A 15,416-nucleotide genomic window follows, 5' to 3' on the forward strand; every position below is an offset into this window, starting at 1 on the left:
TGCAACCCGCAAATCGGGGTTGGAGCGGTTTGGCACGATAGCAAATTGTTCGAAAAAGCACAGTGAGGCGCGTCATTCTCGGTCGAAATCAGAACCCGGTAGTCGTCTCGACGTCTATCGCCCGATATACTCGCTAGCTTGCGACACTCTGTAAGGGGTTGCTGTGCGAAAACGTCGTTGGTGCAGGGTTTGTAGGAAAAAACGCCAGAACCAGCCGGTTTCGCAGAGTCTCCCTTTAGCGCGCCTTTACGAAAAACGTGACGAACGCAATGTGTTCGGGCTGAATCGTTTTTTACGAAGACGGCTATTCACCTGAAGTACAAGACAGAGTTACGGGTCAGAGGCACCCCCGGCATGATAGAGCTCGAACAAGAAGATCCAATTCCGCAAGGCGACCTGGCCCTGCAAATCACCGCGCTTCCCCGCGAGACCAATGGCTTCGGCGATATCTTCGGCGGCTGGTTGGTGTCCCAGATGGACCTGGCCGGCACGGCAATGGCCAGCCGGGTAGCCGGCGGGCGCGTGGCGACCGTAGCGATCGATCGCATGGCGTTCCTGGTGCCAGTGGCCGTGGGGGCTCAGCTGTCGTTCTACACCCAGACCCTGGAAATCGGCCGCAGCTCGATCCAGATGATGGTCGAGGTCTGGAGCGACGACCCACTGTCCAGTGAATGGCGCAAGGTGACCGAGGCGGTGTTCGTGTTCGTTGCTATCGATGGCAGTGGCCGCACCCGTTCGGTTCCGCCGCGCGCTCGTTAAACGCGACGGCCGTTTTGTGGTCCATTGCGGTTCCTGTTCCTGAACGAGGTTTGCAGTATGCCCACGCCCAATGTCGAAGCCGTCAAACTGGATGAACTCAATGGCTGGCGTATCCGCCACGGTCAGGCCGAGTTGCTGGTGGCCCAGCAAGGCGCGCATATCCTCAGCTATCAAGTGGACGGCCAACCGCCGCTGATCTGGCTCAACGACCAGGCGACCTTCAAGGCTGGCAAGAGCATCCGTGCCGGTGTGCCGGTGTGCTGGCCGTGGTTCGGCAACCTGACCCGTAACCCCGACAGCGTCCAGGCCATGCGCGTGAGCAACGAGCCGGCCACCGCCCATGGCCTGGTGCGGGCGATGGATTGGGAATTGAAAGGCATCGAAACCGAGGACGAAGGCCTGAAAGTCGAATTCGTGCTGCCCTATCCCGAAAACGGCCTGCCGGGCTGGCCTCATCAGGTCGACCTGACGCTGACCATCGTGATGGACGCGCAATTGCACATCCGCCTCACCAGCCATAACCGCGGCAGCGAAACCGTCAGCCTCAGCCAGGCGCTGCACAGCTATTTCGCGGTGAGCGACGTGCGCAACGTGCATGTCGAAGGCGTGGCCGGCTTGAACTACATCGAAACCCTGGACGATTGGAATACCGCCACCCAGTCCGGCGACCTGCACTTTGCCGGCGAGACCGACCGTGTCTATCTCGATACCCCGGCGACGCTGAGCATCGTCGATCCGCATTGGGAACGGCGGATCGAACTGACCAGCAGCGGCTCGCGCTCGGCGGTGATCTGGAACCCCTGGACCGAACGCGCCAAGGCCTTCAGCGACATGGCCGACGATGGCTGGCAGCGCATGCTGTGCATCGAAACGGCGAATGTGATGGACGATGTGGTGACGCTGTTGCCCGAGGCCAGTCATACCCTGGGTGTGAGCATCAGTAGCAAACCGCTCTAAAACCCATCACATCCCTCTGTGGGAGCGAGCCTGCTCGCGATAGCGATCTGTCAGCCACCATTACTTTGACTGATCCCACCGCTATCGCGAGCAGGCTCGCTCCCACAGGGGATCTGCGTCAGGTTGACCTGAGCTACAGATCCGCTTCCTGCACCACCCGCACCTTCTCCGCATCCAGCGCATACGCCGCACTCGCCAGGTCGTTGTTGACCTTTTCGATCTTCAGCGTGCCGGTCACCCACAGCGGCGTGTAGATGTCGTCCAGCTTCAAGCCCTTGGGGTAGCGCACCAGCACCAGTTGGTTAGGCGGTGGCGGCGGAACGTGGATGCAGGCGCCGGGGTATGGCACCAGGAAGAACAGCGTGCTGCGGCCCTTGGCGTCGGTTTCCAGCGGCACCGGGTAGCCGCCGATGCGGATGTGCTTGTCGTTCATCGAGGCCACGGTCTTGGTCGAATACATCACCGCCGGCAAGCCTTTGCTTTGCTTCAGGCCACCCTTGTTGGTGAAGGTGCCATTGGCTTCGGGGGAGTTGTGGTCGATCTCGGGCATGGCCTCAAGGGCTTTCTGGTCCGACTTGGGCATCAGTTCGAGCCAATCGGTTTCCGGCAATTCGGCAGCATGGGCCAGGCCACTGCCCAGCAGAAGAAGGGTCAACACTAGACGGCGCATGAAAGGGCTCGGCGGCAATGAGTGATAGATGGAACGCCGGGCATTCTAGCCCCCCGCGCGCGCCATGCGCAGAGGGCTTTGTCGCATTGATTCAGTTTCTTTTGATCAGGCCGTAGATCACCAACAACACAATCGCGCCGACCAGGGCACCGATGAAGCCGGCCCCTTGCCCAGCCTGGTAGATACCCAGGGCCTGGCCGCCATAGGTGGCTGCCAACGAACCGCCGATACCGAGCAGGATGGTCATGATCCAGCCCATGCTGTCATCGCCCGGTTTCAGGAAGCGTGCCAGCAGGCCGACGATCAAGCCGATGATGATGGTTCCGATGATTCCCATGGCATTTCCCTCTTTTTTGAGACGCTAAGCCAAAGCCTGGTCAGGCTTTGGCGCTTAGCCATGAGAGAGTCTTGCCGATGAATGGTTCCACCGAAAACACGCACTATTGCTCGGCGATCAGCGTCTCGACCTTGATGATCTGCTGGGCCAGCGTGGCCCGGTCAGCACAACGCAGGTTGGCGTGGCCGACCTTGCGACCGGCCTTGAACGCCTTGCCATAGTGATGCAGATGGCAATCGGCAATCGCCAGGACCTTCTCGGTGTCCGGTACTTTGCCGATGAAGTTCAGCATCGCGCTTTCGCCGACCTTGGCGGTCGAGCCCAGCGGCAGCCCGGCCACTGCCCGCAGGTGGTTCTCGAACTGGCTGCACTCGGCGCCTTCGGTGGTCCAGTGCCCGGAGTTGTGCACCCGCGGCGCGATTTCGTTGGCCTTGAGACCGCCGTCCACTTCAAAGAACTCGAACGCCATCACGCCGACGTAGTCGAGCTGCTTGAGCACGCGGCTGGAATAATCCTCGGCCAGGGCCTGCAGCGGATGGTCGGTGCTGGCGACGGAAAGCTTGAGAATGCCGTCCTTGTGGGTGTTGTGCACCAGCGGGTAGAAACGGATTTCACCGTCGCGGGCACGCACGGCGATCAGCGAGACTTCACCGGTGAACGGCACGAAACCTTCCAGCAGGCAGCCCACGCTGCCCAGTTCGGCGAACGTACCGGCTACGTCTTCAGGGTTGCGCAGGACTTTCTGGCCCTTGCCGTCATAACCCAGGGTGCGGGTCTTGAGCACGGCCGGCAGGCCGATGGCTGCGACGGCGGCTTCCAGGTCTGCCTGGGATTGAATGTCAGCGAAGGCCGGGGTAGGAATGCCCAGGTCCTTGAACATGTTCTTCTCGAACCAGCGGTCGCGGGCGATGCGCAAGGCTTCGGCGCTCGGGTAGACCGGGACGAACTGGGACAGGAAGGCGACGGTTTCGGCCGGGACGCTCTCGAACTCGAACGTCACCAGATCGACTTCATCGGCCAGTTGGCGCAGGTGATCCTGGTCGCCGTAGTCGGCCCGCAGGTGTTCACCCAGCGCGGCGGCACAGGCGTCCGGCGCCGGGTCCAGGAAAGCGAAGTTCATCCCCAGCGGCGTACCTGCCAGGGCCAACATGCGACCCAACTGGCCGCCACCGATTACACCGATCTTCATTCGTCAACAACCTCAGGCAATGCGTGGGTCTGGATTGTCCAGGACGCTGTCTGTCTGCTCAGCGCGGAATTTTTTCAGCACGGTATGGAATTGTGGATGCTTGGCACCCAGGATACTCGCCGACAACAGGGCGGCGTTGATCGCGCCGGCCTTGCCGATGGCCAGGGTCGCGACCGGAATGCCGGCCGGCATCTGCACGATGGACAACAGCGAATCGACGCCCGAGAGCATCGACGACTGCACCGGCACGCCCAGCACCGGCAGGTGGGTCTTGGCCGCACACATGCCTGGCAGGTGAGCCGCACCACCGGCACCGGCGATGATCACCTCGATACCACGGGCCTCGGCTTCTTCGGCGTACTGGAACAGCAGGTCCGGGGTGCGGTGGGCAGAGACCACTTTCACCTCATAAGGGATGCCGAGCTTTTCCAGCATATCGGCGGTGTGGCTAAGGGTGGACCAATCGGACTTGGAGCCCATGATCACGCCAACCAGTGCACTCATCGTCGTGCCTCTTCTCTCTGGGCGCCCGCAGGCGCGTCAAAAAACAACAAGCCACGCGGGAAACCGGCGTGGCTTGTTGTACGAATAATGGCCGATCTGGACCGGCCGAAGGCCGCGCAGTATACCGCAATGAAGCAGATAAACAGCCCCTGTCGCGACCATCTGTCATTTGTGCCTGGACAGCGGTTTTATTGACTTCAAGGTCAATACAAGAACACCCCAGATCCCCCTCTGTGGGAGCGGGCTTGCTCGCGAAAGCGGAGGATCAGTGCAGAAGGTGGTGACTGGCACGCCGCCTTCGCGAGCAAGCCCGCTCCCACATCTGATCTGTATTGATTCCATACGTTGTGAACGACACAAACCCTGTGGGAGCGAGCCTGCTCGCGATAGCGGTGGGCCAGGCAACAGTGATGTTGAATGTCAGTCCGTCATCGCGAGCAGGCTCGCTCCCACAGGGTTGTGCGTGTTTTCAGGAGCCGGCGCCACCTTCGAGCTTGCGCCACAGCAATCGCACATTGGCCTTGCGCACCAGGGCACAGCGGTACAGGCGGATCTCCAGCGGGACGTGCCATTGCGCACCGCCGCAGATCACCAGTTCGCCCCGGGCCAGTTCGGCGCGCACGCTCAGTTGCGGCACCCAGGCGATGCCCAGGCCTTCCAGGGCCATGCTTTTCAAGCTGTCGGCCATGGCCGTTTCGTAGACAGTGGTGAAACGCAGCGCCCGCTGACGCAGCAACTGGTTCACCGAACGACCGAGAAACGCCCCGGCGCTGTAGGCCAGTAGCGGCACGCTGGCCTCGCCTTCGAGGTCGAACAGCGGCTTGCCGTTGGCATCGGCGGCACACACCGGCAGCATTTCGGTCTGGCCCAGGTGCAGCGACGGGAAGATTTCCGGGTCCATCTGCATCGCCGAATCCGGGTCGTAGAACGCCAGCATCAGGTCGCAACCGCCTTCACGCAGGGCATGGACGGCATCGCCGACGTTGGTCGCCACCAGGCGCGTGGCGATGTTCATGCCTTCGTTGCGCAACTGCGCGATCCAGCGCGGGAAAAAGCCCAACGCCAAGGAGTGCGCAGCCGCTACCTGGATCACTTCGCCCTGCCCGCCTTCCAGATGATGCAAATGCCGCAGCACCTCGCCCAACTGTTCCACTACCGTGCGCGCCGTCACCAGGAACAACTGCCCGGCCGCTGTCAGCTCGACCGGCGTGCGGGAGCGGTTGACCAACGTCAGCCCCAGCGCCGCCTCAAGGCTACGGATCCGCCGACTGAACGCCGGTTGCGTGACGAAACGCCGTTCGGCCGCCTGGGAGAAACTGCGAGTAGCCGCCAAGGCACTGAAGTCCTCGAGCCATTTGCTTTCAAGATTCATCACGCTCTCCCGAAACATGCACCAAAACAGGTCACACGTCCGCCGTACCGTCGGCGTCACATCCGCATTATGCCGAATATGCATAGGGCAGTGTTTAACAGCATTGGCCCTTACGTTTATGAGAGCCTACGATCCACAGCGTTCCGGCTCAGACCGGGTCCTTATCGAGATGATTTCCATCATGTCCTCCGCTGCATCATTCCGCACAGAAAAAGACCTGCTTGGCGTACTCGAAGTACCAGCACAAGCGTATTACGGCATCCAGACCCTGCGAGCGGTGAACAACTTCCGTCTCTCGGGCGTTCCGATCTCGCATTACCCCAAGCTGGTGGTCGGTCTGGCGATGGTCAAACAGGCTGCCGCTGACGCCAACCGCGAGTTGGGCCAACTCAGCGAAGCCAAGCATGCAGCCATCAGCGAAGCCTGTGCCCGTCTGATCCGCGGCGATTTCCACGAAGAATTCGTGGTGGACATGATTCAGGGCGGCGCCGGCACGTCGACCAACATGAATGCCAACGAAGTCATCGCCAACATCGCCCTGGAGGCCATGGGCCACCAGAAAGGCGAATACCAGTACCTGCACCCGAACAACGACGTGAACATGGCGCAGTCTACCAACGACGCCTACCCGACCGCGATCCGCCTGGGTCTGCTGCTGGGTCACGATGCGTTGCTGGCCAGCCTCGACAGCCTGATCCAGTCGTTCGCCGCCAAGGGTGAAGAATTCAGCCACGTTCTGAAAATGGGTCGCACCCAGCTGCAGGACGCCGTGCCGATGACCCTCGGCCAGGAATTCCGCGCCTTCGCCACCACCCTGAGCGAAGACCTGGCGCGCTTGAAAACCCTGGCGCCCGAACTGCTGACCGAAGTGAACCTGGGCGGCACCGCCATCGGCACCGGCATCAACGCCGACCCGCGCTACCAGGCCCTGGCCGTACAGCGCCTGGCAACCATCAGCGGCCAGCCGCTGGTACCGGCCGCCGACCTGATCGAAGCCACGTCTGACATGGGTGCCTTCGTCCTGTTCTCCGGCATGCTCAAACGCACCGCGGTCAAGCTGTCGAAGATCTGCAACGACCTGCGCCTGCTGTCCAGCGGTCCACGCACCGGTATCAACGAAATCAACCTGCCGGCCCGCCAGCCAGGCAGCTCGATCATGCCCGGCAAGGTCAACCCGGTGATCCCGGAAGCGGTCAACCAGGTGGCGTTCCAGATCATCGGCAACGACCTGGCCCTGACCATGGCAGCCGAAGGCGGCCAACTGCAGCTGAACGTGATGGAGCCACTGATCGCCTTCAAGATCTTCGACTCGATCCGCCTGCTGCAACGGGCCATGGACATGCTGCGCGAGCACTGCATCGTGGGCATCACCGCCAACGAAGCGCGCTGCCGCGAACTGGTCGAGCACTCGATCGGCCTGGTCACCGCCCTGAACCCGTACATCGGCTATGAAAACGCCACCCGCATCGCCCGTGTTGCCCTGGAAAGCGGCCGCGGCGTGCTGGAACTGGTGCGCGAAGAAGGCTTGCTCGACGACGCCATGCTCGACGACATCCTGCGCCCGGAAAACATGATTGCTCCGCGTCTGGTCCCGCTGAAAGCGTGATCGATGCAACCACCGCTCACCAGGTCGAGGGACTAGACACCTCTCACCTTTTGAGGGCTTGGGGATTATTCCCCAAGCCCTTTTTTTGCCACTGCCACGGAGGCCTTATGCCGAAAACGACAACATCGGATAAAGATCGCAGCCTTGGACAGCTCCTGCAAAGGGCTGTCGAAGGCTGCGATTTTCGTTAATCCCAGCAAGTCGTTTCGTCGCTTGCACCACAACCGTGCAGACGGGCATCGCACTGATAGGTATAGTGCCGCCCCTCTTCACATGTGTGGTCGTCGGTAGCGAGATCTTAAACATGCGAAACCCGAACTAATAACAACCCGCGAATTGGACCGGGACGAAACCTCGCCTCACCTGTCAAGCCGTGCGCCGACGGATGTTTCGTGATGTTTCCAAATGGCCAGCATTTGCTTAAACAAAAAACAGCGAGGAATACTCATGCTCGAAGTCATCAACGACTTCCTCTCAGGGAAAGTGCTGATCCTGCTCATTGTCGGGCTCGGCGGCTACTTCACGATCCGCTCGCGTTTCGTCCAGTTCCGTCATTTCTTCCACATGTTCGCGGTGTTCCGTGACAGCCTAAAAAGCAGCACCGACCAGCTCAGCTCCTTCCAGGCCCTGATGCTCAGCCTCGCCGGTCGTGTCGGCGCGGGCAACATTGCCGGTGTCGGCATCGCCGTGACCCTCGGCGGCCCCGGTGCAGTGTTCTGGATGTGGGTAACCGCGCTGGTCGGCATGTCCAGCAGCTTCTTCGAGTGCTCCCTCGGCCAGCTGTACAAGCGCTGCGACTCCGAAGGCCAGTACCGTGGCGGCCCGTCCTACTACATCCAGCACGGCCTGCAGAAACGCTGGTTGGGCATGATCATGGCCTTCCTGCTGCTGATCACTTTCGGCTTCGCCTTCAACGGCCTGCAAGCCCACGCCGTGACCCACTCGCTGAACAATGCCTTCGGCCTCGACACCACCTACACCGGCCTGGGCCTGGCGGTGCTACTGGGCCTGGTGTTCATCGGCGGGATCAAGCGTATCGCCCGCGTCGCCGACCTGCTGGTACCGGTCAAGACCCTGGCCTACATCGCCGTGACCATCTACGTGATCGTGCTGCAGTTCGACCACGTACCGGCCATGCTGGCTACCATCGTCAAGAGCGCCTTCGGTCTGGACCAAGCGTTCGGCGGCCTGATCGGCAGCGCCATCGTCATGGGCGTCAAGCGCGGCGTCTTCGCCAACGAAGCAGGCCTGGGCAGTGCGCCTAACGTGGCCGCCGTTGCATCGGTCGAACACCCGGTCGCCCAAGGCGTGGTCCAGGCGTTCAGCGTGTTCCTGGACACCTTCGTGATCTGCACCTGCACCGCGCTGCTGATCCTGCTGTCGGGCTTTTACACCGCAGGCTTCGAAGGCGACGGCATTGCCCTGACCCAGAACTCCCTGGCCGCCGTGGTCGGTGACTGGGGCCGGATGTTCATCTCCGTGGCCTTGGCGCTGTTCGTGTTCACCTCGATCCTCTACAACTACTACCTGGGCGAAAACAACCTGCGCTTCATGCTCGGTGAGAACCGCAAGGCGCTGATCGGTTATCGCGCACTGGTACTGGTGCTGATTTTCTGGGGCGCCATCGAAAACCTCAGCACCGTGTTCGCTTTCGCCGACATCACCATGACCCTGCTGGCCTTCGTGAACCTGATCGCGCTGTTCCTGCTGTTCAAGGTCGGCATGCGCATCCTGCGCGACTACGACGCCCAGCGTTCGGCCGGCATCAAGACTCCGGTCTTCGATTCCAGCAAATTCCCGGACCTGGATCTGGACCGCAAAGCCTGGCCAGCCAGCCCATCCGCCTCGGCTGCCCAGCCTGACGCGGTGACCGGTGTGGCCGCAGCGCAACGCTGATCGGCAAGCCTGCTGCAAAAACCGGGCGCATCCCCTGCGCCCGGCGTGACACAACGTAAGGTCGGCGTCATGCTCGACCTTATGTTGGGCAGCTCGACGAAGCTGCCGTTTTCGTCCTCGGAGAACAACCATGAATTCCTCGACCTATCCTGCCGCCCAGCACGTCATGGTGCTCTACACCGGCGGCACCATCGGTATGCAAGCCAGCGCCCACGGCCTCGCCCCGGCTTCCGGCTTCGAAGCTCGCATGCGCGACTACCTGCACAGCCAACCTGAACTCGCCGTCCCGCAATGGCGCTTCCGGGAAATGTCGCCGCTGATCGACAGCGCCAACATGACCCCAACCTATTGGCAGCAACTGCGCGAAGCGGTGGTCGACGCCGTGGATGTGCAAGGTTGTGACAGCGTGTTGATCCTGCACGGCACCGATACCCTGGCCTACAGCGCGGCGGCGATGAGCTTCCAGTTGTTGGGCCTGCATGCCCGTGTCTGCTTCACCGGTTCCATGCTGCCCGCCGGCGTGACCGACAGCGACGCCTGGGAAAACCTCAGCGGCGCGCTGGTCGCCCTCGGCCGGGGCCGGGGCCTGGCGCCGGGCGTGCACCTGTACTTCCACGGCGAGCTGCTGGCGCCGACCCGTTGCGCGAAAGTACGCAGTTTCGGTCGCCATCCGTTCAAACGCCTGGAGCGTCAGGGCGGCGGTGCCAAAGCCACGTCGCTGCCGGCGCAGTTGAATTACAACCAGCCGAAGCAACTGGCGAACGTCGCGGTACTACCGTTGTTTCCGGGCATCAGCGCCGACATCCTCGATGGCCTGCTGAGCAGCGGCATCCAGGGCCTGGTGCTGGAATGCTACGGCAGCGGAACCGGCCCGAGCGACAACCCGGCCTTCCTCGCCAGCCTGACCCGAGCGCGGGACAGCGGCGTGGTGGTGGTGGCGGTGACGCAATGCCATGAAGGCGGCGTGGAGCTGGACGTGTACGAGGCCGGCAGCCGTTTGCGTGGCGTCGGCGTGCTGTCCGGCGGCGGCATGACCCGCGAGGCTGCGTACGGCAAGTTGCAGGCGCTGATCGGCGCAGGGCTGCCGGTGGATGAGGTTCGGCGGTTGGTTGAGCTGGACCTGTGTGGCGAACTGATCTGACCGCCAGGCACACCTGTGGGAGCAAGGCTTGCCCGCGACAAAGTTGACGCGATCCTCAGAAATCGCGGCGATATATCGCGAGCAGGCTTTGCTCCTACAATTTGCTGCCACGAAGCATGGCAGCTTTGGGCTTTACTCCCGGCACACAACTTGCTCCATTTACAGCTTCCCCAGGCTGGAAACGGACATGCTTCATTCCCACCTCACCACCCTCAACGCCGTCTCACTGGTGCTCAACGCCTTCAAACATGAAGGCCTGCCCAGTGACGAATTGCTGGCCGGCAGCGGCATCAGCGCGGCGGACCTGAGCCGGGCCGACACGCGTATCACCACCAACCAGGAAATGCAGGTCTGCGCCAACGCCGTGGCCCTCAAGCGCGACATCGGCCTGGAATTGGGGCGCAGCATGCACGTTTCCTCCTACGGCATGCTCGGCTACGCCCTGCTCACCAGTGCCACCTTAGGTGACGCCTTGCAGCTGGCGCTGCGCTATCCGGCGCTATTGGGAACACTCTTCGACCTGAACCTGGAAGACGATGGCGAGCACCTCTGGTTCAGCGCCAGCGACTATCGGGAGGCCCCGGCCCTGGCCGCATTCAACGCCGAATTCTGCATGGTCTCGCTGAAAGTCATCTGCAACGACCTGCTCGGTCACCCGCTGCCCTTGCGCGCGGCGCGCTTCGAACACCCGGCACCGGATTACCAAGCCCGCTACGGGGCCCATTTCGATTGCCCGGTGCGTTTCGACGCCATCGACAACGCCTTTGCCTTCGACCGCCACTGGCTCGACCACCCGTTGCCGCTGGCCGACCCCATCACCCACCACGCCATGGTCGAACGCTGCCGCAAGCAAAATATCGAATTCACCGGCCGCCAGGCCTGGCTGGGCCGCATCCGCCAACTGCTCGCCGCCCAACTCGACGCCGCCCCCGGCCTGGAAGGCCTGGCCGAACAAATGAACTGCTCCGCCCGCACGTTACGCCGGCACCTCAAGGATTCGGGTTGCAGTTACCAGGAGCTACTGGACGAACTGCGCTTCGAGCGGGCCAAGCAAATGCTCTGGGAGGACCAACTCCCCATCCACCGCATCGCCGAACTGCTGGGCTTCAGCGAAACCGCCAGCTTCCGCCACGCCTTCGTCCGCTGGAGCGGCGTGGCGCCGAGTCAGTTCAGGCCCTAAACCCACAGACAACACCCACCCCCTGTGGGAGCGAGCCTGCTCGCGAAGCAATCCTCCATACACCACATCCCAGAAGCCCAACCACAACCCCTGTGGCGAGGGAGCTTGCTCCCGCTGGGCTGCGCAGCAGCCCCAATCCAACCGACGCATGTCTACCTGACAAACCACACCAGCCAACCCACGACGGCTACGCCGCCGAGCGGGAGCAAGCTCCCTCGCCACGGATTGCAGCCCGCTACGCCCGCGTCGTATCTCCTGACTGCCAGACTTCCGGCGGGCTACCCAACCTTGCGCCTTTACCTACAACTACGCCAGAATCCGCCCGCTTGTGCGCCCTGGCCTTGGCCCCTATCGTAATCCCCGTCGCTGCACACTCAGCGAACGGGCTTGGCGGCCCGGAACACGAAAGGCGCAATACCCTCAAACATGATTGCAATGCCCCTGGCCTTGCATGCTCTTGTTATGACGGGTTGCGCAAGGATCCCCTCGGGGATGCCGGGTTCCTTTCGTTCCGGTCCGCCAACCTTGTGTAATCCGTCACCCCATCTGCTTGGCGGCAGACGGTGACGGTTCCTCTTACGAAAGGAGCACCACCATGTTCAAGATCACCCCCAATCCTCCTGAAGCAGACCCTACCTCCCCCTACGCCGACGGCATCAACGCCCAAAAACTCGACGCCGCCGCCAAACGTGCCCTGGATTTCTATCTATTACCAAAATCGGAAAAACCTGAAGCCACCACTCAACCGGGTCAGCTGTTCACCGTCGTAGAAGACGTCGACACCGAATGCCTGCTCGCCAACCTCAGCGAAACCCTGGCTTCGGCTGATGCGATGGTCAGTGATCTCGCATTCGAATTGGATGGCTCTCGCCGCCACGTTGCCCTTGGCATTCAGCAATTGATCGAGCTGAGTTCATTACTGGCGAACCGGGCGTTGGATAACGTTGATCCGCGATAGCCGTAAGCCTTCCCGCAAGCCCGGCGCATTGCGTCGGGTTCACTTCAGAAGTGTTTATCCTGAACGGCCATGACAACGACTTGAGGGCCGATTTCGTCGCGTGTAACGTCCCTATGCAGTCGCCAGTACCGCTCCTGCTTCTTGCAAATGCTCGCGGAACCGGACGGCGTAGTCCTCTGCAACGGCCGCCTGAATACTGGGATGTTTAGCCAGGGCACGACGCCACTCAGCCACTCGGCTCAGCCCATCGAACAGAGGGTGGTTGGATGCGAATCCAAGTATGTCGAAATAGCGAAAGACCGGGGCCATGGCGATGTCGACCATGCTGAGTCTTTGTCCGGCGAAATAAGGTCCGTCTGACATTTCACCGTCGAATCGCTCCAGCTTTCCTCTCAAAGCTGCGGATTTTCCAAGGGCTGTCTGCTGATCTGAGGCGTTCAGAAATCCCCATGCGTCCCCCAGGGTGGCAGATGCGAATTCGACCCAGGCGCGGTGTTGTGCTCGGGTCAGCGCATTCACCGGATGCAACGCAGGGTCGGGGTGCACGTCCTCCAGGTATTCACAGATGGCGACGCTCTCGAATAGAACGGACCCGCCCTCATTGCCATCTGGCACCTTGAGCAGCGGAACCTTGCCCGTTGGTGACATCGTCAGAAACCAGTCCGGCCTGTCGCGAAGGTCGACATTTACACGCTGAAAGGAAACTTCTTTTTCGAGCAACACGATGGCCACTCGCTGAACGAATGGACACAAGTGGTGGCTGACGAGCACCAGCGGTGATCGGGACATTGGAATACCCATCAATAAAAGAATCCGCGCCCGCCGCCACGCATGGGCGCCGGGCTATATAGACGCGTCGTTCGTGCGAAGCACTTAGAGCGAGCGGCCGCCGTCGACAATGATTTCCGAACCAACCGTCCATCGTGACTCGTCCGAAGCCAGGTACAGCACAGCCTTGGCGACTTCCTCGGGCGTGCCGAAGCGGCCGAACGGGATGGTCGCAACGATGTCTTTGTTGACCTGCTCGCGATAGGCATCGGGAATCCCGAGCTTGTCGTAAAGTGGCGTATCGACCGGGCCGGGGCTGACGGCATTGAAACGAATGCCACGCTGGAGCAGTTCGCTCGAAAGCGTCTTCGACATGTTGAGGAACGCGGCCTTTGTCGCCCCATACACCGATGAATGCGCAGCGCCGATGTGTGCATTGACCGATGTATTGAGCACGACCGACGCGGGGTTCGCAAAGACGGGTAGCAGCGCCTGGATCAGAAAGTACGGCCCCTTGACGTTGATGTCGAAGGAGCGATCGAACATGTCCTCCGTCCACTCCTCGATTGGCAGCCAAACGGATACGCCCGCATTGAGGAAGGCAACATCGAGTTGGCCATAGTGAGTCTGAACGGCATGCGCCAGTTCCTTCTGAGCAGCGATGCTGGCCGAGTCGGCACGGAGTACCAGAACCTCGCTCCCCAGTTCCGCCTGGGCATTTGCGATGGATGCCGGATTGACTCCAGTGACGATCACCCGTGCGCCTTCAGCAAGGAATTGCTTGGCCGTTTCCAGGCCAATGCCGCTGGTGCCACCGGTAATGAGAGTGCGTTTGCCTTGTAATCGGGACATGTAAAGTTTCCTTTCGGTTTTCAAGGTCAGTCGATGCACTGACCTGCTTGAGGGAAACTATGTATTCATGCCCACGTATTGATAAGATTGTTTCTTTGCATACATTTCATGCCAAAACTGCATGAATAAGAGGCTCAAATGGATCGACTGCTGCTGATGACCTGCTTTGTCCGCGCTGTCGAGACAGGAAGTTTCTCGGCTGCGGGGCGCGACTTGGGGCTGGGTCAGCCCAACGTCAGCCGCTATGTGGCGGCGCTGGAAGATCATCTACAGACCAGGTTGCTGCACCGATCCACGCGAAAGCTTGCTCTCACCCCCGAGGGAGAGCGCTATTACGCAGACGCCCTGCGCATTCTCGACGCTGTAGCACAATCGGAGTCGTCCTTCAGGGAAAACGTCGCCCCGTCCGGATTGTTACGCATCGCCTGTCCGACCGCGCTAGCCCATACCTTCGTCTTGCCGCATGTCTCCACCTTCCTGGAGCGCTATCCAGAGTTGACGCTCGATCTGCAGCTCAATGACCGCTATGTAAATCTGGTCGACGAAGGGGCTGAACTGGCGATTCGCATCGGACATCTGGAAGACAGCGCAATGCGTGCCCGACCGCTGGCCTGGTTCGAGCGTGTGTGCGTTGCCAGCAAGGGATACCTGGCCAAACGCGGAGTCCCCGTTACGCCCAATGATCTGAGAACGCACGATTGCCTGATCTACACCTTGCTGTCGACAGGCACTACATGGCGTTTCCGCAATATCGAGGTTCCCGTTTCCGGCAGGCTTCGGGTCAACTCACCCGAAGCCATACGAACGTGTGTCAATGCCGGGCTGGGGATCGCACAGGGGCCTGAATGGCTTTACGAGGAAGGGCTGAAAAATGGCAATCTGCAGTTGGTGCTGAGGGACTACGTAGCCCCGCCTGTTCCCCTTCAAGTCGTCTACCTGGCGGATAGGCTCCTGCCCAAACGAGCCCTCGTATTCATGGATTTCATCGCCGAAGTATTTGCGAAGAGTCCTGCATTCAGCGAGCGCCACAAGCTGTCTCAGTTGCAATAGTCCAGCGTACGACCGCGCCATCGCCACGCCTTGATCCTAAGGTCCTGATCCCACCAAAGAGCCATTTCCGGTCAAACCTTTTGGCCATTTCAATCCCCTTTTGGCCTCTCCCACCGTTCTCCTGAGTTCCACCCGCCGCAAGACTATCCTCAACCGATCAGTCCCCTTGCGGAGAAC

The 15,416-nt window shown here is 61.1% G+C and carries 15 protein-coding genes; 8 read left to right on the top strand and 7 right to left on the bottom strand.

The features are described from left to right. The first annotated feature begins 354 nt into the window (after positions 1–354). Complete coding sequence (locus FGE05_RS02490) at positions 355–759, top strand: acyl-CoA thioesterase (RefSeq protein WP_139641270.1); 405 nt, start codon at positions 355–357, stop codon at positions 757–759. A gap of 57 nt (positions 760–816) precedes the next feature. Further along, on the top strand, positions 817–1,716 hold the full coding sequence (locus FGE05_RS02495; protein WP_139641272.1) for a D-hexose-6-phosphate mutarotase: 900 nt from the start codon (positions 817–819) through the stop codon (positions 1,714–1,716). A 133-nt stretch (positions 1,717–1,849) separates the two neighbouring features. Here the strand turns inward: FGE05_RS02495 and FGE05_RS02500 are convergent, their stop codons facing one another. The 5 genes from FGE05_RS02500 to FGE05_RS02520 form a co-directional block, all read right to left on the bottom strand. Continuing rightward, positions 1,850–2,386, bottom strand: coding sequence for a DUF3299 domain-containing protein (locus FGE05_RS02500; RefSeq protein WP_139641273.1), 537 nt, complete (start codon positions 2,384–2,386; stop codon positions 1,850–1,852). 91 nt (positions 2,387–2,477) lie between these two features. Continuing rightward, on the bottom strand, positions 2,478–2,723 hold the full coding sequence (locus tag FGE05_RS02505; protein ID WP_055136418.1) for a GlsB/YeaQ/YmgE family stress response membrane protein: 246 nt from the start codon (positions 2,721–2,723) through the stop codon (positions 2,478–2,480). 103 nt (positions 2,724–2,826) lie between these two features. Beyond that, entirely contained in the window at positions 2,827–3,912 is a 1,086-nt protein-coding gene (locus FGE05_RS02510) for a 5-(carboxyamino)imidazole ribonucleotide synthase (RefSeq protein ID WP_047703863.1), read from the bottom strand. Positions 3,913–3,924: 12 nt separating this feature from the next. Next, entirely contained in the window at positions 3,925–4,416 is a 492-nt protein-coding gene (gene purE / locus FGE05_RS02515) for a 5-(carboxyamino)imidazole ribonucleotide mutase (protein WP_003196369.1), read from the bottom strand. 469 nt (positions 4,417–4,885) lie between these two features. Further along, positions 4,886–5,788 carry a LysR substrate-binding domain-containing protein gene (locus tag FGE05_RS02520; protein ID WP_139641275.1) on the bottom strand — a complete coding sequence of 301 codons (903 nt, stop codon included), beginning with the start codon at positions 5,786–5,788 and terminating at the stop codon, positions 4,886–4,888. Positions 5,789–5,969: 181 nt separating this feature from the next. Between FGE05_RS02520 and aspA the strand changes: the two genes are divergently transcribed. The 5 genes from aspA (at position 5,970) to FGE05_RS02545 (ending at position 12,569) form a co-directional block, all read left to right on the top strand. Next, positions 5,970–7,394, top strand: coding sequence for an aspartate ammonia-lyase (gene aspA / locus FGE05_RS02525; RefSeq protein WP_139641277.1), 1,425 nt, complete (start codon positions 5,970–5,972; stop codon positions 7,392–7,394). A 447-nt stretch (positions 7,395–7,841) separates the two neighbouring features. Further along, positions 7,842–9,290 carry a sodium:alanine symporter family protein gene (locus FGE05_RS02530; RefSeq protein ID WP_139641279.1) on the top strand — a complete coding sequence of 483 codons (1,449 nt, stop codon included), beginning with the start codon at positions 7,842–7,844 and terminating at the stop codon, positions 9,288–9,290. Between the two features lie 130 nt (positions 9,291–9,420). Further along, positions 9,421–10,431 (top strand): asparaginase, encoded by a 1,011-nt coding sequence (locus FGE05_RS02535; protein ID WP_139641281.1) that lies wholly within the window; start codon positions 9,421–9,423, stop codon positions 10,429–10,431. A 187-nt stretch (positions 10,432–10,618) separates the two neighbouring features. Further along, positions 10,619–11,611 carry an AraC family transcriptional regulator gene (locus FGE05_RS02540; protein WP_139641283.1) on the top strand — a complete coding sequence of 331 codons (993 nt, stop codon included), beginning with the start codon at positions 10,619–10,621 and terminating at the stop codon, positions 11,609–11,611. 595 nt (positions 11,612–12,206) lie between these two features. After that, positions 12,207–12,569 carry a DUF6124 family protein gene (locus FGE05_RS02545; protein WP_139641286.1) on the top strand — a complete coding sequence of 121 codons (363 nt, stop codon included), beginning with the start codon at positions 12,207–12,209 and terminating at the stop codon, positions 12,567–12,569. Between the two features lie 111 nt (positions 12,570–12,680). Here the strand turns inward: FGE05_RS02545 and FGE05_RS02550 are convergent, their stop codons facing one another. Both FGE05_RS02550 and FGE05_RS02555 read right to left on the bottom strand, forming a co-directional pair. After that, positions 12,681–13,370: a glutathione S-transferase family protein gene (locus FGE05_RS02550; RefSeq protein ID WP_306669513.1), complete on the bottom strand. Its 690-nt coding sequence runs from the start codon at positions 13,368–13,370 to the stop codon at positions 12,681–12,683. 72 nt (positions 13,371–13,442) lie between these two features. After that, entirely contained in the window at positions 13,443–14,189 is a 747-nt protein-coding gene (locus FGE05_RS02555) for an SDR family oxidoreductase (RefSeq protein ID WP_139641288.1), read from the bottom strand. A 138-nt stretch (positions 14,190–14,327) separates the two neighbouring features. Between FGE05_RS02555 and FGE05_RS02560 the strand changes: the two genes are divergently transcribed. Further along, entirely contained in the window at positions 14,328–15,239 is a 912-nt protein-coding gene (locus FGE05_RS02560; RefSeq protein WP_139641290.1) for a LysR family transcriptional regulator, read from the top strand. Positions 15,240–15,416 lie beyond the last annotated feature (177 nt).

The organism is Pseudomonas sp. ICMP22404 (assembly GCF_006227205.1).
Lineage (GTDB): Bacteria > Pseudomonadota > Gammaproteobacteria > Pseudomonadales > Pseudomonadaceae > Aquipseudomonas.

Excerpts from the sequence above, each read along its gene's own strand:
- purE (WP_003196369.1), bottom strand. The coding sequence starts at position 4,416 with ATGAGTGCACTGGTTGGCGTGATCATGGGCTCCAAGTCCGATTGGTCC.
- FGE05_RS02535 (WP_139641281.1), top strand. The coding sequence starts at position 9,421 with ATGAATTCCTCGACCTATCCTGCCGCCCAGCACGTCATGGTGCTCTAC.
- FGE05_RS02550 (WP_306669513.1), bottom strand. The coding sequence starts at position 13,370 with ATGGGTATTCCAATGTCCCGATCACCGCTGGTGCTCGTCAGCCACCAC.
- FGE05_RS02510 (WP_047703863.1), bottom strand. The coding sequence starts at position 3,912 with ATGAAGATCGGTGTAATCGGTGGCGGCCAGTTGGGTCGCATGTTGGCC.
- FGE05_RS02520 (WP_139641275.1), bottom strand. The coding sequence starts at position 5,788 with ATGAATCTTGAAAGCAAATGGCTCGAGGACTTCAGTGCCTTGGCGGCT.
- FGE05_RS02545 (WP_139641286.1), top strand. The coding sequence starts at position 12,207 with ATGTTCAAGATCACCCCCAATCCTCCTGAAGCAGACCCTACCTCCCCC.
- FGE05_RS02495 (WP_139641272.1), top strand. The coding sequence starts at position 817 with ATGCCCACGCCCAATGTCGAAGCCGTCAAACTGGATGAACTCAATGGC.
- FGE05_RS02560 (WP_139641290.1), top strand. The coding sequence starts at position 14,328 with ATGGATCGACTGCTGCTGATGACCTGCTTTGTCCGCGCTGTCGAGACA.
- FGE05_RS02490 (WP_139641270.1), top strand. The coding sequence starts at position 355 with ATGATAGAGCTCGAACAAGAAGATCCAATTCCGCAAGGCGACCTGGCC.
- FGE05_RS02530 (WP_139641279.1), top strand. The coding sequence starts at position 7,842 with ATGCTCGAAGTCATCAACGACTTCCTCTCAGGGAAAGTGCTGATCCTG.
- FGE05_RS02555 (WP_139641288.1), bottom strand. The coding sequence starts at position 14,189 with ATGTCCCGATTACAAGGCAAACGCACTCTCATTACCGGTGGCACCAGC.
- FGE05_RS02540 (WP_139641283.1), top strand. The coding sequence starts at position 10,619 with ATGCTTCATTCCCACCTCACCACCCTCAACGCCGTCTCACTGGTGCTC.
- FGE05_RS02505 (WP_055136418.1), bottom strand. The coding sequence starts at position 2,723 with ATGGGAATCATCGGAACCATCATCATCGGCTTGATCGTCGGCCTGCTG.
- aspA (WP_139641277.1), top strand. The coding sequence starts at position 5,970 with ATGTCCTCCGCTGCATCATTCCGCACAGAAAAAGACCTGCTTGGCGTA.
- FGE05_RS02500 (WP_139641273.1), bottom strand. The coding sequence starts at position 2,386 with ATGCGCCGTCTAGTGTTGACCCTTCTTCTGCTGGGCAGTGGCCTGGCC.